Annotated in this window: 23 protein-coding genes; 10 read left to right on the top strand and 13 right to left on the bottom strand. The window is 50.0% G+C overall.

The window, feature by feature from the left end; genetic code table 11:
* The gene (gene plsY, locus IQ217_RS06765; RefSeq protein WP_194019363.1) at positions 1 to 669 is read right to left on the bottom strand and encodes a glycerol-3-phosphate 1-O-acyltransferase PlsY; all 669 of its coding nucleotides are present in this window, start codon (positions 667 to 669) and stop codon (positions 1 to 3) included.
* Positions 670 to 842: 173 nt separating this feature from the next.
* Between plsY and IQ217_RS06760 the strand changes: the two genes are divergently transcribed.
* Positions 843 to 2,642, top strand: coding sequence for a GldG family protein (locus IQ217_RS06760; protein WP_194019362.1), 1,800 nt, complete (start codon positions 843 to 845; stop codon positions 2,640 to 2,642).
* Positions 2,643 to 2,808: 166 nt separating this feature from the next.
* Here the strand turns inward: IQ217_RS06760 and apt are convergent, their stop codons facing one another.
* The 3 genes from apt to IQ217_RS06745 all read right to left on the bottom strand — a co-directional run bounded on the left by apt (position 2,809) and on the right by IQ217_RS06745 (position 5,222).
* Positions 2,809 to 3,327, bottom strand: coding sequence for an adenine phosphoribosyltransferase (apt, locus tag IQ217_RS06755; RefSeq protein WP_190597981.1), 519 nt, complete (start codon positions 3,325 to 3,327; stop codon positions 2,809 to 2,811).
* Between the two features lie 176 nt (positions 3,328 to 3,503).
* On the bottom strand, positions 3,504 to 3,800 hold the full coding sequence (locus tag IQ217_RS06750; RefSeq protein ID WP_420826671.1) for a DUF2973 domain-containing protein: 297 nt from the start codon (positions 3,798 to 3,800) through the stop codon (positions 3,504 to 3,506).
* A 165-nt stretch (positions 3,801 to 3,965) separates the two neighbouring features.
* A complete protein-coding gene (locus tag IQ217_RS06745) occupies positions 3,966 to 5,222 on the bottom strand; it encodes an MFS transporter (RefSeq protein WP_194019361.1) in 1,257 nt (418 codons plus the stop codon).
* A 603-nt stretch (positions 5,223 to 5,825) separates the two neighbouring features.
* On the opposite strand from IQ217_RS06745, the gene pstS reads away from it, so the two are divergent.
* The 4 genes from pstS to pstB are packed head-to-tail and all read left to right on the top strand — an operon-like array spanning position 5,826 to position 9,574.
* Entirely contained in the window at positions 5,826 to 6,827 is a 1,002-nt protein-coding gene (gene pstS, locus IQ217_RS06740; protein ID WP_190597977.1) for a phosphate ABC transporter substrate-binding protein PstS, read from the top strand.
* Positions 6,828 to 6,860: 33 nt separating this feature from the next.
* Complete coding sequence (gene pstC, locus IQ217_RS06735) at positions 6,861 to 7,847, top strand: phosphate ABC transporter permease subunit PstC (protein ID WP_194019360.1); 987 nt, start codon at positions 6,861 to 6,863, stop codon at positions 7,845 to 7,847.
* Between the two features lie 4 nt (positions 7,848 to 7,851).
* Complete coding sequence (gene pstA / locus IQ217_RS06730) at positions 7,852 to 8,724, top strand: phosphate ABC transporter permease PstA (protein ID WP_194019359.1); 873 nt, start codon at positions 7,852 to 7,854, stop codon at positions 8,722 to 8,724.
* A 46-nt stretch (positions 8,725 to 8,770) separates the two neighbouring features.
* Positions 8,771 to 9,574 (top strand): phosphate ABC transporter ATP-binding protein PstB, encoded by an 804-nt coding sequence (gene pstB, locus IQ217_RS06725; protein ID WP_228023958.1) that lies wholly within the window; start codon positions 8,771 to 8,773, stop codon positions 9,572 to 9,574.
* Positions 9,575 to 9,588: 14 nt separating this feature from the next.
* On the opposite strand, the gene IQ217_RS06720 is transcribed toward pstB, so the two are convergent.
* On the bottom strand, positions 9,589 to 10,056 hold the full coding sequence (locus IQ217_RS06720; RefSeq protein ID WP_194019358.1) for a GNAT family N-acetyltransferase: 468 nt from the start codon (positions 10,054 to 10,056) through the stop codon (positions 9,589 to 9,591).
* A 591-nt stretch (positions 10,057 to 10,647) separates the two neighbouring features.
* Here IQ217_RS06720 and IQ217_RS06715 point away from each other — a divergent pair.
* Positions 10,648 to 10,860 (top strand): ssl0294 family protein, encoded by a 213-nt coding sequence (locus IQ217_RS06715; RefSeq protein WP_194019380.1) that lies wholly within the window; start codon positions 10,648 to 10,650, stop codon positions 10,858 to 10,860.
* 29 nt (positions 10,861 to 10,889) lie between these two features.
* Here IQ217_RS06715 and recO read toward each other — a convergent pair whose 3' ends face one another.
* Positions 10,890 to 11,705, bottom strand: coding sequence for a DNA repair protein RecO (gene recO, locus IQ217_RS06710; protein WP_194019357.1), 816 nt, complete (start codon positions 11,703 to 11,705; stop codon positions 10,890 to 10,892).
* A 126-nt stretch (positions 11,706 to 11,831) separates the two neighbouring features.
* On the opposite strand from recO, the gene IQ217_RS06705 reads away from it, so the two are divergent.
* A complete protein-coding gene (locus IQ217_RS06705) occupies positions 11,832 to 13,304 on the top strand; it encodes a phosphohexomutase domain-containing protein (RefSeq protein WP_194019356.1) in 1,473 nt (490 codons plus the stop codon).
* A 264-nt stretch (positions 13,305 to 13,568) separates the two neighbouring features.
* On the opposite strand, the gene IQ217_RS06695 is transcribed toward IQ217_RS06705, so the two are convergent.
* Positions 13,569 to 14,153, bottom strand: coding sequence for a Uma2 family endonuclease (locus tag IQ217_RS06695; RefSeq protein ID WP_194019355.1), 585 nt, complete (start codon positions 14,151 to 14,153; stop codon positions 13,569 to 13,571).
* A gap of 217 nt (positions 14,154 to 14,370) precedes the next feature.
* Complete coding sequence (locus tag IQ217_RS06690; RefSeq protein ID WP_194019354.1) at positions 14,371 to 15,525, bottom strand: pyridoxal-phosphate-dependent aminotransferase family protein; 1,155 nt, start codon at positions 15,523 to 15,525, stop codon at positions 14,371 to 14,373.
* Between the two features lie 294 nt (positions 15,526 to 15,819).
* On the opposite strand from IQ217_RS06690, the gene IQ217_RS06685 reads away from it, so the two are divergent.
* On the top strand, positions 15,820 to 16,245 hold the full coding sequence (locus IQ217_RS06685) for an FHA domain-containing protein (protein ID WP_190597968.1): 426 nt from the start codon (positions 15,820 to 15,822) through the stop codon (positions 16,243 to 16,245).
* Positions 16,246 to 16,331: 86 nt separating this feature from the next.
* Here IQ217_RS06685 and IQ217_RS06680 read toward each other — a convergent pair whose 3' ends face one another.
* Complete coding sequence (locus tag IQ217_RS06680; RefSeq protein WP_190597967.1) at positions 16,332 to 16,631, bottom strand: 2Fe-2S iron-sulfur cluster-binding protein; 300 nt, start codon at positions 16,629 to 16,631, stop codon at positions 16,332 to 16,334.
* Positions 16,632 to 16,775: 144 nt separating this feature from the next.
* On the opposite strand from IQ217_RS06680, the gene IQ217_RS06675 reads away from it, so the two are divergent.
* Positions 16,776 to 17,477, top strand: coding sequence for a HEAT repeat domain-containing protein (locus IQ217_RS06675; protein WP_190597966.1), 702 nt, complete (start codon positions 16,776 to 16,778; stop codon positions 17,475 to 17,477).
* 84 nt (positions 17,478 to 17,561) lie between these two features.
* On the opposite strand, the gene IQ217_RS06670 is transcribed toward IQ217_RS06675, so the two are convergent.
* From IQ217_RS06670 to IQ217_RS06655, 4 genes are all read right to left on the bottom strand, one after another.
* Positions 17,562 to 18,728 (bottom strand): nucleotidyltransferase family protein, encoded by a 1,167-nt coding sequence (locus tag IQ217_RS06670; protein WP_190597965.1) that lies wholly within the window; start codon positions 18,726 to 18,728, stop codon positions 17,562 to 17,564.
* A gap of 164 nt (positions 18,729 to 18,892) precedes the next feature.
* On the bottom strand, positions 18,893 to 19,801 hold the full coding sequence (locus IQ217_RS06665; protein WP_194019353.1) for a succinate--CoA ligase subunit alpha: 909 nt from the start codon (positions 19,799 to 19,801) through the stop codon (positions 18,893 to 18,895).
* 106 nt (positions 19,802 to 19,907) lie between these two features.
* Positions 19,908 to 20,957 carry a type 2 isopentenyl-diphosphate Delta-isomerase gene (gene fni, locus IQ217_RS06660; RefSeq protein ID WP_194019352.1) on the bottom strand — a complete coding sequence of 350 codons (1,050 nt, stop codon included), beginning with the start codon at positions 20,955 to 20,957 and terminating at the stop codon, positions 19,908 to 19,910.
* A 172-nt stretch (positions 20,958 to 21,129) separates the two neighbouring features.
* Positions 21,130 to 22,236, bottom strand: a complete 1,107-nt coding sequence (locus tag IQ217_RS06655; protein ID WP_194019351.1) for a hybrid sensor histidine kinase/response regulator — start codon at positions 22,234 to 22,236, stop codon at positions 21,130 to 21,132.
* 499 nt (positions 22,237 to 22,735) lie between these two features.
* Between IQ217_RS06655 and IQ217_RS06650 the strand changes: the two genes are divergently transcribed.
* Positions 22,736 to 22,960, top strand: coding sequence for a photosystem I reaction center subunit IV (locus IQ217_RS06650; RefSeq protein WP_190597961.1), 225 nt, complete (start codon positions 22,736 to 22,738; stop codon positions 22,958 to 22,960).
* Positions 22,961 to 22,993 lie beyond the last annotated feature (33 nt).

Genomic DNA, 22,993 nt, shown 5'->3' with positions numbered 1-22,993 from the left:
TTAGGCGACCCCTTTTCTCTCCGGTACAGAAGAGACCTTCTCCCCTAATTTTGGCTCTGTGCCCTGGAAGATTCGTTCAATGTTGCTGCGGTGACGAACAATCACGTACATACCCGCCAGCAGGGTAAAGGCAAGATAAGGCAGAGGCAATTGGAGCGCTAGCGCAATACCATTAACGGCGATCGCCGCCACAATTGAACTAAGGGAAACAATGCGAGTGAAGAAAATTACAGCTAAAAAGGTGGCCAAAGTGCCCAGGGCCAACCAAATATTGAGCATGAATAGCACCCCTAGACTGGTGGCAACGGATTTACCGCCGGAAAACCGGAGAAAAATGGATTTGCTGTGCCCTAGCACCACCGCAATGGCCACCCCCAACGTTAACCAATTTTGCCAATCTGCTGGTAAGGCTGGTAACCAGTCGCCCCCGTAAATGGCCCGTACCAAGGCCACGGCCATGATCCCCTTACTGATATCAATCGCTAAAACGGCGATCGCCGCTGGTTTCCCGAGGGTGCGAAATACATTGGTGGCCCCGGTGGATTTGGAACCATGCTCCCGAATATCAATGCCTAACAATAATTTACCCGCTAGGTAGCCGGTGGGGATAGAACCCATGAAATAGGTAATGAGGAATAGGCACAAACAGAGGAAGAGAGCAGTAGTCATGGCGTGGGCGAAAGGTAATCAGCATCGGCAGGGCTAACACCAATTATTTGCTGATCCGTGCCCAATGTCACCCAGTTTAAAAGTTTTGGTTAAGCTGGCCGGAACTCTGATCCCATGTATGGGTTGCCTATTTCGGTAAGATACGATACGGAGGATTCCCCATCACATAAACTATGGCTCGGCTTACTGCTCTATTTCGGACTTACGGGAAATATGCCTTTTTACCGGCGATCGCCTTTGGTTTGGCGGGGGGCATTGCCCTGGGGGTAACGGGGGTGATGAGCAGTTTATACCTGGGTTTAACGGGGATAGCGGTGATTTTTTTTCTCCTCTGGTGGACCTGGCTCTGGCAACGGTCCCAAGGTTTTCTCGGACGGCGATCGACCCAATCCAGCGCTAACGTCATTGCTTCCACCCTAGCGGTGCTGGTGATTTTAACCCTCATTAACTACATCGCTTTTCGCTATCCCGTCACCTGGGATTTAACCGAAAATCAACGTTTTACCCTCGCTCCCCAAAGCCAAAGCCTAGTGGCAGAGCTGAAACAACCCCTGAAAGTTTGGATTTTCGACGATGCCCCCAGTGAACAGGATCGTAAGCTCCTGCAAAATTACCAACGTTTCAGCGATAAATTCAGTTTTGAATTTGTTCACCCCGATCGCCGTCCTAAGCTGGTGCAGGACTTCAATGTGCAAAATAAGGGAGATGTATTTGTCGAGTACGGCGACAAAAAGCAGCTAGTACAGAATCTACTAAGCTTTCAACAACGGGAAGCCCTCTCAGAAATTCAACTCACCAATGCCATTGCTAAAGCCCAGCGGCAAGAAACACCACAAATTTACTTCGTCCAGGGCCATGGGGAACTGCCCCTCAATAACGAACCAGGGGGCGTTTCCGCCGCAGTGACCGCCTTGGAAAACCTTGGTTTGGCCGTCCAGTCCCTCAATGTAGTCACCGACGGGGGCATTCCGGCCGACGCCGATGCCGTAGTCATTGCTGGGCCGACCCGCAAGTTTTTAGCGCCGGAAATTGCTGCTCTAAAGCAGTACACCGATCAGGGGGGTAACTTATTAGTGATGATCTCTCCGGAAGCCGATGCCGGTCTAGAAGACGTCCTTGAGTCCTGGGGAGTTAGTTTTGATCCCAGATTGGTAATTGACCTTTCGGGGGCTGGCAGTGTGTTTGGCCTTGACCCCACCGTGCCCATTTTTAATCGCTACGGCAACCATCCCATCACCGAAAAACTCCAAGGGGCGATCGCCATTTTTCCCCTGGTACGCCCCGTAGCCACCAAGGAAGAACCTGGTATCCAAGCCACCACCCTAGTGGAAGCATCGGACTTAATGTATGCCACCCAACTAATTAGTGAAGATCTACAACCAAACCCAGAAACGGACTTGTTAGGCCCCTTCGATGTGGCTGTAGCTTTGACCAGGGAAGGAAAAGAAGCTAGTTCAGTCAAGGAAACGGAGACAAGTAATGATAGTGACTCCGAAGCAATTAACCCCTCTCCTAATCCCACAGTTTCTCCTACTCCGAGCCCTAGTCCCACCAGCAATGGCACCAATCAGCCAGAGGCGGTGCAGGAAAATGATGGCGATCAAGCCGCAGATCAAGAAGAATCACCGGCCAGAGAAAACGGAGATAGTGGTAATGATCAAGCCCAAACAGAAGAGCAAGATCGCAAGCCTAACCCAGAACTTCCCCCGGCCAAGATGGTGGTGGTGGGCAGTGCGGCCTTTGCCACCAATGCTTGGTTTAACGAAGCTGTGAACGGTGATATTTTTCTCAACAGTGTGCAATGGTTGGCGGAAAACATCGACCAACCCCTTGGTTTGCGGGCCAAAGATCCCACCGATCGCCGTATTAATTTGGGGGTACGAAGAGCTACGGTTTTGGGCTGGTTAACCTGGGTAATTGTTCCTCTAATCGGCCTAGGATTGGCGGTGTTTACCTGGTGGCGACAAAGGTAAGGGTAATTAGAGTGGATTTCTAAAGTGCCCTTGGATCCCCAAGTTTGGGAAAGAGCTAGACAGACCAAAATGCTCTGGTATTGCCGGAGCTTTAGTCGGTCGATTTGGGGGCAAATTAAAATCTTGCCAACGGGTTCTTGGAGCTAACTGAATGCCATTCCAACCCTTAATATTCCACCAAAGAAATAATTGGTAAATCTGGTAAACACTGACGACCATTCAGGGCCACAAGCTCGATGATAAAAGCAAAACCCAACACCTCACAACCAAGCTGACTCAGCAATTCAGCGGTGGCCTTGGCGGTTCCCCCCGTGGCAATTAAGTCGTCCACAATTAAGACCCGGTGGTGGGGAGCCACAGCATCTTGGTGGATTTCCAAAGAATCTTTGCCGTACTCTAAATCATACTCTACTCGGTGGACTGGGGCGGGTAATTTACCTGGTTTCCTTACAGGGATAAAACCAGCATTCATTTGATAGGCAAGGGGCATACCAAATAAAAAACCCCGGGATTCCATGCCCACCACATGATCCGGCATCAGTTCCTTTGCTTGACACTGTTCCACGAGGGAGTCGATGGTGTAGCGCAGTCCCTCTGGACTGTTGAGCAGGGTGGTAATATCCCGGAACATAATGCCTGGCTTGGGGAAGTCCGGTATATCCCGAATTAAAGCTTTTAAATCCATAATGCGATGGTTTCAGGCCGTCACGGCAACAGGGTTCAGGCTACAGTGTACCTTTAACCATTGTTATTGCATACGAAATAAATCCCATTTTAGCGTTGCCGGGGAGACACTACCTAGCCGACTATTATGGCCATTATGCCTAGGGAAAAACTAATTTCTACTGACGCTTAATAGGATTATTTTTCGTCTTCCCCTTCCTGGAGGGTAACGCTGGGGGAAGCATCAAAAATAGCATTCAACTTTTCCCTGGCATCGTCCACATTAACGGAGCGCATCACCAATAAGGGTTCGCTAATGGGCACACCCTGGTCGTCAAATAATTCTGGATGACTGCTCTGGCCAAAGCGACGGGAAAAACTGTTGGGCGGGGTGCGCTGGCTACCCATGCTGACGGAAATTAAGCTCCGAATCAGGTTGCTAACCGCAAGGAAGGCAATCACTGTGAAGGCCAAAATATAGATAAGATGCAGCACTGAAATTTTCCCCAATTGTTCGATGGCGACCCTGCTGAGCGCCATGGTAGAAAAATTTTTTCAGCATGGAACTGGGCAGGAAAAATCTAGGAACGATCGCCTAAGTGTTCTTCTAGCTTAACAAGATTTTCCACCGTTGACAGGAATTAACCAAGCCCATTGGGTCTATTGAGGAGTGGCGTAGAGGTCTCGACTGCGACCAATGCAAAACTTGAGGGAACGGCCGATGGTGGGGTTAGAAAAGATGCCAAAAACCATGATGGCGGCCAGGGCCAATCCACCGCTGAGCCAAAATACATGGCGGTAACCAAACATTTCGTTCAGCACCCCCATAATTGGTGCGGCAATGGCAATGCCCCCATCAAAGCCACTCATACAAACAGAGAAAACCCGACCCCTTTCCTCCAGGGAAGAACGATCGGAAATTAAGGCAATGGTGGTGGGCAATAAAATGCCACTGCCAGCTCCCTCCAGGGCGGCGGCAGTCAATAATTCCCAAGAGTTATCAGCCTGGGCCAGGCACACCATGGATAGCAAGTAGCAAATCAAGCTACCGGCAATGAATAGCCCCCGGCCATAGGTGTCTGCCAAGGGGCCAAGGAAGAGGCGGGGCACAAAGCTGGCGATCGCCGCCACACTGTAAAAAACTCCGGCATAGGCGGCTAGGTTAATTTCCCGCACAAATAGGGGCAAAAAGGTGGCTAAGTTACCAAACAGAAGCCCAATCAGCAGTAACACAAGGGTGGGTACGGCCATGGATCGACTGGTGATTAGTTTGCCAATGGAACGGGGTCGGGGGCGATCGCCAAAAACATTCTCTGCTGACGACTGGTCTGGGGTACGGTTTTCCCGTACCTGCAGGGCCAAGCCCAGGGAAATAAAGCCCAACAGGGAAGAAATGATGAATAGGACTTCGTAGCCGATGGCTTGGGAAATGTAAGCTCCCATGGCCGGTCCAAATCCCATGCCAATAGGCACTGCCAAACTCATATAGCCAATAATTTCCCCCCGTTGCTGGGGCGGGGATAAATCCACCACTAGGGCGTTATAGCCGGTGGTATAGGCGGCCAAGCAAATGCCATGGAAAGCTCTAATTGCCATTAAAGCCCCCACCGTGGCAGTGAGTAGGTAGCCCAAGGGGGCCAGGGCCACTACCAATGCCCCAATGACAATGGCGATTTTTCTCCCCCGGCGATCGACCAACTGACCAATCCAAACGCGGGAGCCCAACAGGCCGAGGGCAAAACTCCCCATAATCCAGCCCACCTGTTGTTTCGTCGCCCCCACATCCTGGGCGTACATGGGCAGGGTAGGCAGGAGGGAAGTGAGGCTGAGCCAAAACATCAGCACTGAAGCAAACAACAGGGCAAAGGTTTTTTGGGTGGAGGGGGATAGTTGGCGCAGGGCCTGGAAAGAACTCACGGAATAATTTGCTGGGGGGAAAGGAAAGACGTTGCAACTGCTTAAAGTTTCTTTACAGTTGTCCCCCCATCATAAACCTAAATTACTTCTGACCGTGGGCTAGTGCATGAATACGCAAATTGTATTCTAGGCTGGGGGAGTAATCGTTTTGCCGATGGATTTAAAGTCCATTGCCAAGGCTCAAATTTACACATCAAATGTGGCAAGGGCAGGAAAAATTTGCCCGAGGATAACGGGAAAAATAGTCGTCGTATTTAGACAATAATTTTGCTCGTTTTAACCTGGTCTTAATATGGCGTTAATCTAGGCTTAATGAAATGACAACCACGGATAAAACAAGCAAGATTTAACCGGAAGTTAATCGACTTTCTGGGGAGTTTATGCATTAAAAATAAAAATATTTTTGCGGTTGTAAATGAACAAAATGCCACTAATATTGTTAACTAGAAATCCCCAGGCAAGTTTCTGGGTTTATTGACAGTAAACGGCCGGTCTAACCAGAGGTTTTTGCCGTTTTTCGGTCGATAGCGATGCCAATGGAAGCCCCATCAGCAAAGAAGGGCTGACTTTTTCAACTGCACCATATTCCCATTGCAAGTTCCTATGCTTAGTTCATTCCAAAAAGTTGCTACCTTTTCAGTAGTTAGCGTCATAGTCGGTTTTGGTAGTATTGGTCAGGCCATCGCCGGTACCTTAAATGGGGCGGGGGCAAGTTTTCCTGCACCACTCTATCAACGCTATTTTGCCGAGTATAAAAAAGCCACCGGCAACACTGTCAATTACAACTCCGTTGGTAGTGGCGCTGGTATCCGTCAATTCATTGGTGAAACCGTGGACTTTGGTGCTACCGATGCAGTGCCTACTTCCGCCCAACGTCAACAAATGAAACGGGGGGTGGTAATGGTTCCCACCGCCGGTGGAGCTGTGGCAGTGGTTTACAATTTACCGGGCAAAAAAGTCCAACTTTCCAGGATAGCCCTGGGTAAAATTTTTACTGGGGAATTAAAAACTTGGAACCAGATCGATTCCAAGCTGCCCAATATGCCAATTCGTGTGGTGGTAAGGGCTGATGGTAGTGGCACCACCGATATTTTTACCAGTCATCTCAGTGCCATAAATAGTACCTTTAGGAGCAAGATTGGGGCCAGTCAGGATCCCAACTGGGGTTTCCAGGTGCTCAAGGGGCCCAAAAATGATGGGGTAGCCGCCACGGTTAAACAAACCCCCGGGGCGATCGGCTATGTCCAGGACACCTTTGCCCGTCGCAATGAGGGACCAAATTTACAAACTGCGAAGGTGCAAAACAAAGCTGGCCAGTATGTGGAACCGAGCTTGGCGGAGGCTAATAAGGCCATCAGTGGAGCTAAGTTTGACGCTAACTTTGTGGCAGAAATAAATGATCCAGCCTCCGGTTATCCCATTGTGGGCTTGACTTGGTTGTTGGTGTACCAAAACAACAAAAATGCTGCCACTGCTAAGGACATCAAAGCTCTGGTGCGCTGGATTTTAACCACTGGTCAAAATTACAACACCCAATTGGAATACACCAAAGTTCCCCCGGCGGTGGCCCAACGGGTAATTGCGGCGGTGGACAAAATCAAATAGTCAGCAAACTTACTGAAGATTAGAGCAATAGCTATGGTGGAAGGTTTTTCGCCTCGTCCGGAAATTCCCCCGGTCCCGGGGGCAGATATTACCCAAGGAAATGCCCTGGGCAGTGCTTTGGACTGGGGCTTTAAACAGTTGACCCGTCTCTGTTCCCTCGGAGTGGTAGTGATTCTCGGTTGGATTGCCTGGGTGGTCTTTGCCGATGCCCAACCGGCGATCGCCAAGTTTGGTTGGGAATTTATCCTCAGTCAACAGTGGGACAGCGGCGAGCAACTGTTTGGGGGCTTGCCCTACATTTTTGGGTCAGTGGTAAGTTCCCTTATCGCCTTGGTGTTTGCTTTGCCCTTGGGGCTGGCGGTAGCCGTGATGACCAGCGAAAATCTTCTGCCTTCCCCAGTGCGGGTTCCCATTGCCTTTCTGGTGGAACTGATTGCTTCTATTCCCAGTGTAATCATTGGCCTGTGGGGAATTTTTGTCTTTATCCCCGTGCTGATGCCATTGCAGGTGGCATTGTTTGAATATCTAGGTTGGTTGCCAATCTTTGGCACAGAACCCTTTGGCCCCAGCATGCTGGTGGCGGGACTGGTGCTGGCGGTGATGATTATTCCCACGATCGCCTCCATTAGCCGGGATATTTTACTTTCTCTTTCCCCCAGCCTCCGCAGTGCGTCCATGGCCTTGGGGGCAACTCGGTGGGAAACTATTTGCCTGGTAATTTTGCCTTCCGCTAGTTCGGGAATTGTCGGTGCCACTATTTTGGCCCTGGGTAGGGCCCTGGGAGAAACCATGGCAGTAACAATGGTGATCGGTAACTCGAATATTATCTCTGCTTCCTTGTTGGCACCGGGGTACACCATTCCCTCTGTGCTGGCTAATCAGTTTGCCGAAGCAGTGGATGAGCTACACATCGGCGCTTTGATGTACTTAGCTTTAATTCTCTTTGTTATCACCCTGGGCATTAATAGTCTGGCGGTGTTGATGGTGGCAACGATTCGTCGCCAAGGGGAGGGACATTAAAGCCATGAAAAATATGGCCCCTGGTAGTCTGCTTGACCCCTTACCTTTATTTCGTAATGGTTTTGCCTGGGTAATCGGAGGGTTGTCCTTTACCCTAACCCTTCTGGCCCTGCTCCCCCTATTGGCCATCTTAGCCGCCATTATTCAACGGGGTTTGCCCACCCTTTCCTGGGAAGTGTTTATCCATCTACCGGCCCCGGTGGGGGTGGAGGGGGAACCCAACGGTTTTGCCAATGCCATTGTGGGGACCCTGACCATGGTGGGTTTGGGCGCTCTTTTTAGTGTTCCTCTGGGGGTAATGACCGGGGTATTTTTAGCGGAGTTTGCGGCCGGCTCGGCGATCGCCAATGGGGTACGGTTTGTCACCGTGATCCTGAGTAGTGTGCCCTCGGTAATTGTGGGGGTGTTCGCCTACGGAGTATTGGTTATTACCACCAAACAATTTTCGGCCTATGCCGGAGGCCTGGCTTTGGGGGTAATTATGACTCCCATTATTGCCTTAACCACGGAGGAAGCCATCAAGTTAGTCCCCATACACTATCGCCTAGGCTCCGCCGCCCTGGGGGCCAGCAAATGGGAAACCACAGTCAAAACGGTGATTCCTTGTGCCATTCCTGCCATTACTACGGGGGTACTGCTGGCCGTAGCGAGGGCCGCCGGGGAAACCGCTCCCTTAATGTTCACTGCCCTATTCAGTCAATTCTGGCAGGAGGGGTTAATGGCCCCCACTCCTTCCCTTCCTGTACTGATTTACAACTATGCCAGTTCTCCTTTTGAGGAACAGAATGCCATTGCCTGGACCGCTTCCCTTGTACTGTTAATGCTGGTTTTAAGCATTAACCTATTTTCTCGTTTGCTGATCCGTCGGCGTTTTTAAATCTGCCATCAATAGTTAATTTTTCAGTTTTCCCCGTTTACCATCTATGACTAATTTGTCCGGTTCAATGACAGTGGGTTTACAACCTGCCCTTAGGGTTGAAGGTTTGGGATTTTATTACGGCACCAAAAAAGTGTTGGAGGGGGTAACCATGGCAATCCCCGTTGGTCGGGTCACTGCTATGATTGGCCCCTCTGGCTGTGGTAAATCAACTTTGCTCAAAGCTTTTAACCGCATTGCCGAACTGGAAGGCCGGGTCAAGGTGACGGGAACAGTGGAGTTTTTGGGGCAAAACATTTACGACCCTAAAGTCAATATCAACAGTCTGCGTCGGGAAATTGGTATGGTTTTTCAAAGGCCTAATCCTTTTCCCACTAGTATCTACGACAACATTGTCTATGGGGTTAAGCTTAGTGGCCGGGCTAGCCGGGGAGAACTGGATGAAATTGTGGAACGCTCCCTCACCAGGGCTGTGTTATGGGATGAGGTCAAAGATAGTTTGAAAAAGTCCGCTTTGGGTCTATCGGGGGGACAACAGCAAAGATTATGCATTGCCAGAGCTCTAGCGGTTAATCCCAAGGTGCTACTAATGGACGAGCCCTGTTCCGCCCTCGATCCCATTTCCACTCTCAAAATTGAGGAGTTGATTAAAAGTCTGCGGGAAAAGGTGACCATCACCATTGTTACCCACAATATGCAACAGGCCCTGAGGGTATCGGATTACACGGCTTTTTTTAATACTGACGAAAGTCGCATTGGTCAGTTGGTGGAATTTGATAGCACCCAGAGTATTTTCTCTAGTCCCCAGGAAACCCAAACCAGGGATTACGTGGCCGGCAGATTCGGCTAATCGATCCCTACCTTTTAACAATCATTCAAATGTTTGGTTAATAAACGACGATCATAGTCGACAAAACCCATTCTTTTGTACAAAGCTGTGGCCCTTTCATTACTGCGTTCCGACTCTAAATGTAGTGCTTTGAGATTGAGCTTTCGGCACTCCCCTTCCACTAGTTCAATGATGCGTGAACCAATTCCCTGACCACGGCGATCGGATGAAATAAATAATTCATCAATAAAAGCAGTTCTGCCACCAAATTCGAGGCTGAAATAAAAGGAAACATACACATAACCGACAATGCCTTGGTCTTGCTCAATTAACCAAAAACAACCTTTGTCGGGATTGTTCCAAAGTTCTCGTAGAGTTTGAGCTTTTTCCGTTTGACTGAAAGGATAACTAAAATGTTGATAAAATGCTTCAACCAAGGGTAAGACTTTGGTCAAATCATCCACCTGGGTGGGACGAAGATTAAGCGAGTCATTATCAGTCATAAGCTTCTGTTTTTCCTGGGTATTTTATTGTCAAATTAGATATTTATTTTTCAAATTTTAACATCTCTTAATTCAAAAGCCTGAGAAGAAGATAACCGCTTTAAAATATCATAAATTACTTGATCTTTTAAAATTTTTTGGCAAACATCAACCTCCGGTGTTCGATATTCTACTGAAGACTACTGGGCAAAGTGCGATAATTACGTAAATTACGTACATGTATCAAATATAGGGGTGAAGCCACAGCACAAATTATCATTCTTGACGGAATGCTAACGTAAAATTAGATCATTTGTTGCGGCGTCTTAATAAATCATGATAATCAACTAACTCCTAGACTGGGGAGGGCAATGGAGACGCAAGAATGCACAACCAAGTTTGCTCGCCTAGGGCTATTGCTGTTTTGGCCAGCCTGAGAATCGTTTTAGCGTTGATATTCGACTGAAAAGACAAGACATTACATGGTGAAATCCTCATCTGTCAAGGATTTTAGTTGTACTTGTCCAAACTCAGCCAGAGGTTAATTGAGTATAATGACGGGTATTGCCTGTCTCGCAATTTTTCGCCATTCGAACTTCATTGCTAATGCCCATGTTTCTTGAAGAACTTAAACCAGTGGCCCGTGAACTTTGCCAACAACCGATCGCCTTCGCTGGGGGGTTTGTATCTGGTGTACTGCGGCTAAAACTGACCGATGATCCCTTGAAAAAATGGCTACAAAAGCAAGGGGTAACGGACTTTTCTGGGGCAGACATTAATCAAACGACCCAGGATAATCGCCCCCAAAGCATTGATATTGATTAATTGGGCATGAACGGGGAGGGGAAGCTAGTCTAGAAATCGACTTCCCACATACTATCCAGCAAAACAGCGGCCCGGAAGCTTTTTCCCAGTTGACGTTGGGCGTAGTGGCGCATGAGGTTTTCCGCTTTCACCCAGTCCCAGAGGCGAAAATTTTTCCGGGCGATCGCCGGTAGGTATTGCTGGGGGTTGGGCAGGGCAGCCTGGTTGAGTTGTTGTAACAAACTGAGTTCCATGGCGGTTAAGCGGCGCATTTGGGGAATGGGGCCGATACCCTCCTTATTTCCCAGGTCGACAATACCGCCCAACTCCGGGCTAAAGCCCACCCGCCATTGGTGATCGTAAAAATTAGGGCGAATGGTTTGGGTCGTGATGGCACAGTGATGAAATTGGGGTGCAAAGCCCTCCGCTCCCAGGCAATGGAACAACGCTTGGGCCAAATGGCCATAAATATCCTCCGCCGTTGCTTCTGTTTCCAACCGGCGTAAATGTTCAGTGAACAGTTCATACAGAGATGCCTGGGCGCTGGCTTCCGTCCCCAGGGCCAGGATTAGTTCGATTAAATATTGCCCCGCCGCCAAATTACAAACATTTTGCCCCAGGCCGGGATAGGAGTATTGGGTTTCCGCCTGGTTAATACGATCCAAACTTTTGCCTGCAAATAGCAGAAACTGATTCACCACAAATAGTTCAGTGCGGCCCCTGAGGCTAGATTTTGGTTTTCTGGCCCCGGGGGCAATGGCTCGAATCAGTCCATATTCCGGCGAAAAAATGGTCACCAGGCGATCGGATTCCCCAAAGGCCATACCTTTAACGACAATGCCTAGGGTTTGGTAAGTGCGGCTCAATGGCGTTCAGGGGGGCGATGGTGGGGGACTCTCCCATTTTAGAAAATCCCGCCCCAGGGGAAAGGGAAAGCCAAGGCTTGGGGTAAAATAGCCACGGGTAATTCCTCCAACAATAATGGGTTTGTCATGGTTTACACTCCTGCTCCGATTAAATTTGGTACTGATGGTTGGCGGGGGGTAATTGCCGCAGAATTTACCTTTGAGCGGGTGGCATTAGTAGCGGCGGCGGCGGCCCAGGTGTTGGCAGAAGAATTTGGCGGTAATGGTCGGGAACATCGCTTAATTGTGGGATACGATCGCCGTTTTATGGCGGAACAATTTGCACTGTTGGTGGCCCAGACGGTGCAGGAGTTGGGCTTTGAAGTTTGGTTGAGCGAATGTTATGCTCCCACGCCAGCCTTTAGTTGGGCTGCCCACCAGGAAAATGCCCTAGGCGCCTTGGTTTTAACTGCTAGCCATAACCCGGCCAACTATTTAGGGCTCAAGGTAAAAGGGGCCTTTGGGGGTTCTGTGGGGGGAGACATTACCGCAAAAATCGAAGCCCAATTACAAAATCCCTTGCTCCCGCCCTCACCAGGAGGCAGTTTGCGGTATTTTGATCCCTGGCCTAGTTACTGCCAGGGTTTACAGGCCAAAGTGGATGTGACGCCGATCAGAACTGCGATTCAACAAGAAAAATTGCGGGTGTTTGCCGATGTGATGCACGGGGCAGCCGCCAGTGGCTTGGAACGGTTGCTTGGTTGCCCCATCGATGAAATTAACGGCGATCGGGATCCCTTGTTTGGTGGTGGATCCCCGGAACCTTTGCCCAAATATGTCCCCAAATTATTAGCAACGCTGAAAACGGTGGCCGAAGCTGGTGGGCCAGAGTTGCGGGTGGGTTTGATTTTTGATGGGGATGCGGACCGCATTGCCGCAGTGGACGGCCAGGGCAATTTTCTCAGTTCCCAGGGTTTAATTCCCATTTTGATTTACCATCTGGCTACCCAAAAGGGCCTCCAGGGGGAAATCGTTAAAACCGTTAGCGGCTCCGACCTAATCCCAAAATTGGCAGAGCTTTACGGCATTCCCCTCACAGAAACGGCGATCGGTTATAAGTACATAGCCGACAGGATGTTAACTAGCCCAGTGTTGATTGGTGGGGAAGAGTCCGGTGGCATTGGCTATGGGAGTCACATTCCCGAACGGGATGCCCTGTTATCGGCCCTGTATGTGTTGGAAACGGTGGTGCAGTCCCGGCAAGATATTAGTAAGCAATATGGTCGGCTCCAGGAAAAAGTCGGCTTTGTTAGTGAATATGACCGCATTGATTTACCTTTGGCCAGCATGGCTGTCCGCACTGCCTTGGTACAAACCCTAAATGAAAACCCCCTAACGGAAATCGCTGGGGAAAAGGTGACAGATCTATTGACCACCGACGGCTACAAATTCCGCATGGCCGGTGGCGGTTGGCTATTAATTCGTTTTAGTGGGACGGAACCTTTACTACGGCTTTACTGCGAGGCTCCCACCAGTTCCCGGGTACAGACGGTGCTCCACTGGGCAAAGGATTGGGCAAATGCGGTAACGCCTGCCAAGCCTGCACAATCATCTCACTGAGGCGGTCCCTTTGGACGTAATCCAATAAACCATCCTCCGCCAAAATTTCCTGAACCACGTCATCCAAAGATTGCTCGTTGGCCCGGGCCCAGTTAATGACCCCGGCGATCGCCACTGCCACCAATTCCTCGTTAGCGGGGAAACGGCGTAGGGCATCTAGTTCGGCGTAGGTTTTTGGGATGGCGTAGTGCATAGGGTTGGAAGCTTAGCACGGTTTTCCCCATTAAGCAATGGTTAAGGCAGAAATAGTGGTCTGAAATGCAGTTAAGGCCAGATGCGAGTTAAGGAAAGCACAAAATCCGGCAGTACATCTTCTCCCGACAAAGTGTCCGGCTGTTGCAAGATTTCTACTGTTTTACCTGTGTAACGATAAATCTCCACTTGACAGTTCTGGGGATCGATTAACCAGCCTAAACGGGCACCGTTCTCCATATATTCCCGCATTTTTTCTTGCAGGGTAGATAGGCTATCGGTTTTTGAGCGCAATTCGACCACAAAATCGGGACAAAGGGGCGCAAATCCCTCTTTCTCCGCTGGACTCAAGGCCTCCCAACGTTCACGACTGACCCAAGACGCGTCGGGGGCACGGGTAGAACCATTGGGTAAACGAAAACCACAGGAAGACTCAAATGCTACTCCCAACTCAGAATGGTTTTCAGCCCAATTCCAGAGCTGTGCAGTAATACTCAGATTACGGCGGCTGGACTCACTCCCCGTTGGCGGGTTCACAATTAACTCTCCGTTGGCAGTTCTCTCTAAGCGTAGGTCTGGGTTGGCAACGGCGATCGCCAGAAATTGCTCCGGGGTTACGGTGAGGGGGGTTTCCGGCAAACAAATGGATAACTGCATAAAAATTTAAGCCCTGCGTCCAACTCCTTTCACCCTATCAGTTCTTTTAAAAGCCGGCTCGGTGACAGTGACTCTAGTTAGTCTCACTAGCCAAATACAGACACCGAAAAAGAGGAGATAAATCCAAGGTCGGAATTTTCATTCCCTGGTTTACCTCCCCTCTGTGGGGATATTTGGCGATCGCCATTGTTGATATTTTGAGATTGCTAGGGCTTTTTTAACCCTGGGCCAAAACTCCAGCGGCAGCAGCCACCCCAGCTCCAGGGTTCACACCCTCATAACCAAGTTCAATCAAAGTGGCTTCCAAAGCCCCGATGCAACTGAGGATATCCCGGTCACAGACAAAGCCCAGGTGCCCAATCCGGAAGATTTTACCTTTGAGGTGATCCTGCCCACCGGCCATGGCAATGTCGAATTTTTTGCGCATGGTACTGCGAATTTTCTCCGCTTCCACTCCCAGAGGCGCAACGGCGGTGATGGCATTACTGGCCGCATTGTCAGGGGCAAATAGAGGTAGGTTCAAAGCTTTCATGGCCGCCCGCGTCGCATTGGTGTGCCGTTGATGGCGGGCAAAAATAGCCTCTAAGCCCTCCGCTTTCATCATTTGAAGGGATGCTTGCAACCCATACATTAGGTTGATGGGGGGAGTGAAGGGGGAGCTATCTTCATCGGTGGATTTTTTGTATTTTTTCAAATCCAGATAGAAGCGGGGAATGGTGGCAGTTTCATAAGCCTGCCAAGCTTTGCGACTGACGGAGACAAATCCCAGCCCAGGGGGAATCATGTAGCCCTTTTGGGAACCGGATGCCACCACGTCTAGACCCAGCTCATCGATCGCCACTGGAGTGGCTCCTAAACTGGTCACCGCATCCACAATCATTAACGCTCCACTGTGGGCTTTGGCAGCGGTATTGATGGCGGCCAAGTCATTCAGTACCCCCGTTGAGGTTTCGGAATGGGTAATGATCAAAGCTTTGATGGTCTTGGCAGTATTCGCTTCCAACAGCGTTTTAAAAGCATTGGGATCCAAAGGTTTGCCCCATTCGGCCTTAACTTCTTCCACTGCTAAACCGAAGGTTTTGGCCACCTTAACCCAACGATCGCCAAATTTACCGTTATTACCCACCAACACCCGATCGCCAGGGCTGAGGAAGTTAATTATGCCCGCCTCCATCGCCCCCGTGCCGCTGGTGGTCAGCATCAACACATCATTTTGGGTTTGGTGTAACCATTTGAGGTTTGCCGTCAGTTCAGCGATGATTTTGCTAAAATCACCACTGCGGTGGCCAATGGGATGCTTTGCCATGGCCAACAAAACTTTTTCTGGTACGGGAGTTGGCCCCGGAATCATCAACATTTGCTTATTGTCCATCGCGGTCAATCCTCCCCTTCGCTAAACGCAGTCAGGTAATTTTCTAGGGTTAATTTGTCGGTAATTGTTATCAATGCCGAGGTAATCGGGCATGATAGTTAGGCTTCCCATATTATCAAAACATGGCGCTGGCAAAATCTGCCTTGTGGCCTCGGCTTGATTTCCTTCGTTGACATTAAGGACGCCTTAATACGACTGACTCTCCGGCGATCAGCCCCGTCAAGATTGTCTGGGTGCAAAAGCAGGACAGACCGTACAATGGGAAACAGTTAATCAAATGCACGCATAACTTGAATGTCCGCCATCACACTCACCCTCCTCCTGCCGGGTAAAAGCGTTGCTGTCCAGAGCTGGACCTTTGAATCGGAACGAAGCATCCGTGTGGGTAGGGCGGCGGATAACGATGTTGTACTCTACAGTGCTGTAGTATCCCGCCACCATCTAGAGCTCCGACCAGAAGGGGATGGTTGGGTTGCCGTTAACTTGGGGGCCAATGGCACCTATATGGAAGCGGAAACCGTGGAAGAACTCGTCCTAAAGGATGGCATGGTTCTGCGTCTAGCCAGTTCGGGACCCAAAATACAAATTCGCTTCCAGTCTGAACTCAGCACCCTGGAACGGGAACTAGCCAAACAGAATGCCGCTCCAGCCGGACCAGGGGAAGAACAGAAATCTCCCGGCCTCCACCCTGGGGATTCGAAAGAGACGGTTATTAATTAGATTTGAGGGTAATTTTGGAACTTAATATAAGGGGGATGCCTACCCTCGACAAGGCTTGAGCAAATCCTCAATCCTCGGCGATCGCCCTAGCCTTTGGGTTTGGTATTCACACTCACTGGCCCATTGACCAAGGTTTGGCAAGCGAGGCGAAAGTTGTCGGGCTTTTTGCGTAACACCCTATTTTCAAAATCGGTTTTCGGGGAAAGGTTTTCCATGCCCGCTGTGATTTCCACTATGCAAGTGCCACATTGGCCGTAGCCGCCACAGTTCATCAACTTTCCCTTCAAGGTGTAAATATCAACGCCATTCTGCAGGGCTTTTTCCCTTAGGTTGGCACCCTGGGCCACAATAATATCTTTCTGCTCTTTGACAAAGGTAATGGTCACCGCAATTTCCTCCTGTCCTCAGGGGACGAACTATATTAAGAAAGTTTACGGGATTATGTTGCCTGGGGAAAATTTGTCGGTGGGGGGTTTACCGACCGATCGCCGGGGGAGAACACCAAGATGGTTTTATAAAGTTTTGTTACAATGGCAGAAGAAATTCTCAGAAACCTAGCCATGACAGCCCTGACCCTCGAACAAATTGCCAGCCAACTCGACAGCCCCAATTCCCGCGATCGCCTCATTGCCCTAGCTTCCCTTAGACCCTATTCCAGTGAGGAAGCGGTGCCTCTGATTAAAAAAGTTCTGGATGACGATACTTTGCAGGTGCGTTCCATGGCGGTGTTTGCCCTGGGCATTAAGCAAACGGAGGAATGCTATCCCATTCTGGTTAAGCTGTTGGAAACCGATGAAGATTATGGCATCCGGGCCGATGCGGCGGGGGCCCTGGGTTATCTAGAAGACGAACGGGCTTTCCATCCCCTCTGCCGAGCTTTTTACGAAGATACGGAATGGCTGGTGCGGTTCAGTGCGGCGGTGGCCCTAGGCAATTTAAAAGATATTCGGGCCCAAACTGTCTTGCTAGAAGCGCTGAAAAGTGATGAAGCAGTGGTGCAACAAGCGGCGATCGCGGCTCTAGGGGAAATTGGCGCGGTGGATGCGGTGGAGGCGATTTTGGCGTTTGCTTCCCACGAAGATTGGTTAATTCGCCAAAGATTAGCGGAGGCCCTGGGTAATTTACCCTGTGACCAGAGTCGTTCCGCTCTGACTTTCATGGTTAGGGACGAACATCCCCAAGTGTCCCAGGCAGCCCAGCTATCCCTGCAAAAATTAGAATTGCCTAGCTAGGTTATCTGTTCAATTTCCCCCCATTCAATCAAAGGTTGTAACCAGGGGAAAAGAAAACAATTCCTCACCAGTCCATTTCTCCCACTATTCCGGCTGGAGAAGTTTGGAAATTTCCCTTTGGGGCGGATACTCCTGGCGATATTGCACGGCCGCATGGCGGGCATCGGTGATTAACCAATCCAAAGCCGCTGCCTGCACATCGATCGCCGCTCCGGTTTTATCCACACAGTAACGACCAAACACTAATTTATCCACCAAACGGGCCCCGGGGCCTAAACGGGAATACTCAAAAATTACGCTGTTGTCCACCACCGCCCCCTGACAGATTAGGCAACTGGGGCCAATCATGGAGGGGCCAATGATTTTTACCCCATCTTCGATGCGGGTCATACCACCGATATACACTGGGCCCTCAATTTCGATATTGTCCCAGTTAGCGGCCACGTTAATGCCGGTATAGACTCCCGGTCTAACTTCAATGCCGGGAATTTGTACATTTTTTATTTCCCGGGAAAGTACCCCCCGGATGGCCTGCCAATAGTCCGGCACTTTACCAATATCCACCCACTCAAAGTCCATATTGACCGCATAAAAGGGTAGGCCGCTGTCCACCAGCTTGGGAAATAGATCCCCCCCCAGGTCGTATTCCTGGCCGGAGGGAATGTAGTCAATCACTTCCGGCTCAAAAATATAAATGCCCGTGTTAATTTCTGTGCTCAGGGCCTCTTCCACCGCTGGCTTTTCCTGGAAGGTTAAAATTTTGCCATTGTCATCGGTAACTACTACGCCATAGCTAGAGACCAATTCCCTGGGCACCGTTTTGGTGATAATGGTGGCGATCGCCCCCTTTTCCCGGTGGAGCTTGACCGCAGTGGTGAGGTCCAAATCAATTAGTGCATCACCACAAAGCACCACAAAAGTATCGTCAAAAAAAGGATTGAACTCCTGAATTTTTTTTAATCCCCCCGCCGATCCGAGGGCCTTGCCTACCAAGTCGCCATCGACAATATTGCCTTCAAAAGAATAGGCTATTTGTACGCCGAACCTCTGCCCATCCCGAAAATAACTCTCTATCTCCTCCGCCAGATGACTCACATTGACCATGATTTGATCAAAACCGTGTTGCCGCAATAACTCCAGCAAAAATTCCATCACTGGCTTTTGCAGAATGGGGATCATCGGCTTGGGAATGGTGTGGGTGATTGGTCTGACCCGAGTGCCCTTGCCGGCGGCCAAAATCATGGCTTTCATCAACAATTTTCCTCAAACTCAATCACACAAATTGGCATAGCTCCCAGCCAGTCTATCAAGATTCTTCCCGCTACTCCAATAAGCATAGCTGAAAGCTTGGGTTGGTAACCAACCCCCTGGTGACCGCCAGGAAAAAAGAAGAAGCTGTCTCCATCATCTTTGCCCTAATCACCGCCCAAATGGCGACTTTCCATGGCCAGGGGTAAAAAAATGGGCAGTTCCCAGGGGGCTTCCGCCACCGGAATGTTAGCTTTCTCAAAGGCTTGTACCGTTTGCTCGACGCTGGTTAAGAGGGGACGTTTATGGGACAGTTGGTTGGCCACAATGGTTAGGGAGTCGCCAAAGTGCCGTTTGATTTTTGCGCCCCGCCCCGCCAGATAGGCCACCACTGGTTTTTCAATGGCGGAGGCCACATAATCCGCCGCCCTCATTTCCCCGTTACTGTTGGGTTGCCCCAGCAATAAAATAGTTTCCGTTTGTTCGTCTTCTTCCAGCACCTGGAGCCATTGCTCAAAGTTGGAACCATTGAGGCCATCGGTGCCCAGGCTAATCACCATGGATTGCCCCAGGCCGGCTGCGCTTAAGGTTTGGGCAATGTCGTCGGTGAGGCGATCGCAGTGGCTAATAATGCCGATGGGCCCAGGCAGGTAACAACTGGGGTCCAGGGTACCGACGGAAAACTGTTGGGGCACCATAATGCCTTGGCTGCCGGAACCAAGGATCAGGGTGTGGGTCGCTTGGGCTTCCCGCAGGAGGGTGATCATATCCAGGGGTGGGACTCCGGCGGACACAATTACCAGTTGACGAATGCCAGCGGCGATCGCCTCTAGGGCCGCATCTAAAACTCGGTAGGGGGGATTGAGAATTAAACTAATGTCCACGGAGCCTAAGGTTTTAACGGCCAAATCTACCAAGTCAAATACCGGCAAATCGCCAATCAGTTCCCCCCCATGGCCCGGACTCACCCCCGCCACCAGTTTGGTACCACAACTCCGCATCTGCTCTAGATAGGTTAAACCGAGGGGATGATGTACTCCTTGTAATAATACTTTGCTTTCTTTATGCCATTTCATGGGGGGATTATTGAAGGAAAACTATGGCTTGATGCCCTACTCCGCAGCTATATCGAGATCAAGCAGTCCAGCCTTCACTGTATCGTCAACCAGAGCAAAATGTCCCTTAAGGTTTAGTTAACCTTTGTCCTGATTGTCTGTCCCAGAGGGGAACCTGGGCTAGTTGGGTCAGATTGGCCGCATCACAACAAAAGGCGGCGATTTTCAGTTCCCTCAAGCGGGCCTGGTAATGGTCATAAACCCTTTGGGCGTTGACTGTGGCTTCCGCTAATACCGGTGCCGCACTACCAACTAAGGTAGCCCCTAGGGCGATCGCCTTGGCCCCATCAATGCCGGAACGAATACCGCCGCTGGCGAAAATTGGGATCTGTTCAGTGTTTTGCACCACCTGTTGCAAACTCAGCGCTGTGGGCAATCCCCAATCGGCAAAATTATGGGCCACTTCCTTCGCTTGGCGATCGGTTTGTCGATGGGCTTCTACTTCACTCCAACTGGTGCCCCCGGCTCCGGCCACATCGATCGCCTTGACGCCACATTCCTGCAATCTTTTGGCCACCGGGCCACTAATACCATTGCCCACTTCTTTGACAATGACCGGCACTTCCAAACCCTGTACCAATGTTTCCAGCTTGGGCCAGAGCCCCGACCAACGGCGATCGCCATCGGGTTGCACTGCTTCCTGGAGGGGGTTGAGATGCAAAATCAAAGCGTCCGCTTCGATCATGGCCACGGCCCGCTGGGCTTCTGCCAAACCGTAGCCATAATTTAACTGCACTAATCCGAGATTGGCAAAAAGTAAAATGTCCGGCGCCACGGACCGGACTTGATAGGTGGCGGCTAAATCAGGATTTTCAATGGCGGCCCGTTGGGAACCTAAACCCATGGCAATGCCCAAGGTTTGGGCTACCTCCGCCAAAAACAAATTAATTTGCTTGGCCTCTGGAGTGCCCCCGGTCATACTGCTAATCAACCAGGGGTAGGCGAGGGATTTCCCCCAGAGGTTCAGCCCCAGATCCACCCCGTCCAAGTCCACTTCAGGCAGAGCACAGTGTTCTAGCATCAATCTTTCAAAGCCGGTGGAAACCCCTTTGCCTAGGACATCTTCTTCTAGGACAATGCGGATATGGTCGGACTTACGGTGGGGGGTGCTATCCATGGGGAATTACATTACAACTATCGGCAAACAGGCAACGCTCCCATCAACTAGGGAGAATGGGACAATATTTTAAAAATAACTTACCTAGGATTTAAAGCGGGGCAGATTGTGGCGCTGCCAGGAGATGTTAGAAAATATCACTTTCAATACTATTCATCAGTTCATCAGTGGCTTAAATGGGGGCCGATTCCCAGCCCTGGATGGTAATGGTGGTGCCTTCCCCGGGGACACTGGCGATCGCCAATTGGCCACCGTAGAGTTCCGTTAGCCGTTGGGCTAAGGTCAACCCCAGGCCGGAACCCTGTTGCTCAAATTCAGAGCGCTGAAATTGGACATGGGCGCCGATGGAACCTAATTCCTCTTTGGTCATGCCCCTACCGTGATCTTGGATAGTCAGTTCACAGAGGCCATTTTTAACCACTGCTTCCAGTTGCACTGGGGTGCCAGGCAGGGAAAACTTAAAAGCATTGTCGATCAACTCTCGAATAATTTTCTGAAAATCCGGCTCGGCCACTTGGATGCGCTGGGGCACAACCATCATTTCCACGTCCTGACGGCGGGGTTGATTCTGTCCCAAATCTTCCAACATCGGGACCAAACTCGATGGTAATTCAGTGTATTGACTCAAACGGGATTGCCACACCTGTAGACGAGCGGGACTGGCCAACAGCAAGTCTAAATCCGCCATTAACAAAAAATTCTCCACCAAACGGTAGAGTCTCTCCCCAGAGGTTTTGATGTCATGCAACGATTCCATCACTTCATTGTGGGACAGGGAATCGTAGAAATTGATCATCAACTGGGACGTGCCCAAAATACCGTTCAGGGGGGTCAACAATTCATGGGGCAGGGAACGGGTGACGTGCTGGCGCAAATTATCCAGACGACTTTCCACCATGGCCTGGCGCTGATAATGGCGGTCTAAACGGCTGGTAATGGCATGGAGTAATTCATCAATGGTAAAGGGTTTGGTTAAATAATCATCCGCCCCCAATTCCATCCCCTGGCGAAATGCATGGTGATCCGCCTTCGCTGTCAACAGGATAAAGGGAATAACTGCCAACTCCTGATCCTGACGCAGGGTCATCAACACCTCAAATCCCGTTACCCTGGGCATCATCACATCACAGAGAATTAAGTCCGGTAGATGTTGCTTCGCCAAAGCCAGACCGGTTTCACCATCGGGGGCAGAGATAACTTCATAGTCTTCCAAGGTGAGGATATCTTCTATGTTCTGCCTGACCTCTAGCTGGTCTTCAATTACTAAAATCTTAGCCATCGGTCACATTTAAAAAAGTGATTGTAGGTCATTTTGACTTTTTTGATGATTTCTCGACTTGGGGATTGGGGGCACAGTCTTCAACCCCATACTCCCCTTACACCATGGTTTTCTTGCTAGGAAAACCTTCAGACCATCGGGCGGTCTGGGAATCAAACCCTATACCGGACTGCGGTACAAAAGAATTTTATTTGGTTTTGGTAAATGGAGGGGCGAGTTTAAAGAAAATTTAAAATTATTTATCACTACCGATTGTCCTTCCATTATCCATCCATTGTTCCAGAAAGGGACATTTGGTCGAGATCTTATCTCTGGAACTGGTCCCCAGGGCATTGATATGTAAAGAATTGTTTTAGGAAAGTCGGGGGAAGGGGGAGGACGCAGAATAAAGCTGGTAGAATTTGGCGTTAAGTGGGCTGGGTTGTTGCCTGGGGCTTCCTTGGGACACCAGCAAACGGGATAGTTTTTTACAAATCGCAATTATCTAAGGAATTAAATCATGGCCTTAAATCGTGGTGACAAAGTTAGAATCAAACGCACTGAGTCCTACTGGTACGGTGATGTTGGCACGGTTGCTAGTGTGGAAAAAAGCGGCATTCTCTATCCGGTGATTGTGCGCTTCGAGCGGGTGAACTACAACGGTTTCAGCGGTAGTGCTTCCGGGGTAAACACCAACAACTTTGCCGAGAATGAATTGGAATTGGTGCAAGCAGCGGCAAAATAGTCTTGACCATGGACTAAATTTGCATCGTTGAAC

This window comes from Synechocystis salina LEGE 00031 (assembly GCF_015207985.1).
Classification (GTDB): Bacteria; Cyanobacteriota; Cyanobacteriia; order Cyanobacteriales; family Microcystaceae; genus Synechocystis; species Synechocystis salina.
The sequence above is the reverse complement of the archived record's forward strand: the minus strand, read 5'-3'. Positions and strand labels throughout refer to the sequence as shown.

What these genes read in the sequence shown, in the direction of transcription:
- plsY (WP_194019363.1), bottom strand. Translation starts at nt 669, where the DNA reads ATGACTACTGCTCTCTTCCTCTGTTTGTGCCTATTCCTCATTACCTAT.
- IQ217_RS06760 (WP_194019362.1), top strand. Translation starts at nt 843, where the DNA reads ATGGCTCGGCTTACTGCTCTATTTCGGACTTACGGGAAATATGCCTTT.
- apt (WP_190597981.1), bottom strand. Translation starts at nt 3,327, where the DNA reads ATGGATTTAAAAGCTTTAATTCGGGATATACCGGACTTCCCCAAGCCA.
- pstS (WP_190597977.1), top strand. Translation starts at nt 5,826, where the DNA reads ATGCTTAGTTCATTCCAAAAAGTTGCTACCTTTTCAGTAGTTAGCGTC.
- pstC (WP_194019360.1), top strand. Translation starts at nt 6,861, where the DNA reads ATGGTGGAAGGTTTTTCGCCTCGTCCGGAAATTCCCCCGGTCCCGGGG.
- pstA (WP_194019359.1), top strand. Translation starts at nt 7,852, where the DNA reads ATGAAAAATATGGCCCCTGGTAGTCTGCTTGACCCCTTACCTTTATTT.
- pstB (WP_228023958.1), top strand. Translation starts at nt 8,771, where the DNA reads ATGACTAATTTGTCCGGTTCAATGACAGTGGGTTTACAACCTGCCCTT.
- IQ217_RS06720 (WP_194019358.1), bottom strand. Translation starts at nt 10,056, where the DNA reads ATGACTGATAATGACTCGCTTAATCTTCGTCCCACCCAGGTGGATGAT.
- IQ217_RS06715 (WP_194019380.1), top strand. Translation starts at nt 10,648, where the DNA reads ATGTTTCTTGAAGAACTTAAACCAGTGGCCCGTGAACTTTGCCAACAA.
- IQ217_RS06705 (WP_194019356.1), top strand. Translation starts at nt 11,832, where the DNA reads ATGGTTTACACTCCTGCTCCGATTAAATTTGGTACTGATGGTTGGCGG.
- IQ217_RS06695 (WP_194019355.1), bottom strand. Translation starts at nt 14,153, where the DNA reads ATGCAGTTATCCATTTGTTTGCCGGAAACCCCCCTCACCGTAACCCCG.
- IQ217_RS06690 (WP_194019354.1), bottom strand. Translation starts at nt 15,525, where the DNA reads ATGGACAATAAGCAAATGTTGATGATTCCGGGGCCAACTCCCGTACCA.
- IQ217_RS06685 (WP_190597968.1), top strand. Translation starts at nt 15,820, where the DNA reads ATGTCCGCCATCACACTCACCCTCCTCCTGCCGGGTAAAAGCGTTGCT.
- IQ217_RS06675 (WP_190597966.1), top strand. Translation starts at nt 16,776, where the DNA reads ATGGCAGAAGAAATTCTCAGAAACCTAGCCATGACAGCCCTGACCCTC.
- IQ217_RS06670 (WP_190597965.1), bottom strand. Translation starts at nt 18,728, where the DNA reads ATGAAAGCCATGATTTTGGCCGCCGGCAAGGGCACTCGGGTCAGACCA.
- IQ217_RS06665 (WP_194019353.1), bottom strand. Translation starts at nt 19,801, where the DNA reads ATGAAATGGCATAAAGAAAGCAAAGTATTATTACAAGGAGTACATCAT.
- fni (WP_194019352.1), bottom strand. Translation starts at nt 20,957, where the DNA reads ATGGATAGCACCCCCCACCGTAAGTCCGACCATATCCGCATTGTCCTA.
- IQ217_RS06655 (WP_194019351.1), bottom strand. Translation starts at nt 22,236, where the DNA reads ATGGCTAAGATTTTAGTAATTGAAGACCAGCTAGAGGTCAGGCAGAAC.
- IQ217_RS06650 (WP_190597961.1), top strand. Translation starts at nt 22,736, where the DNA reads ATGGCCTTAAATCGTGGTGACAAAGTTAGAATCAAACGCACTGAGTCC.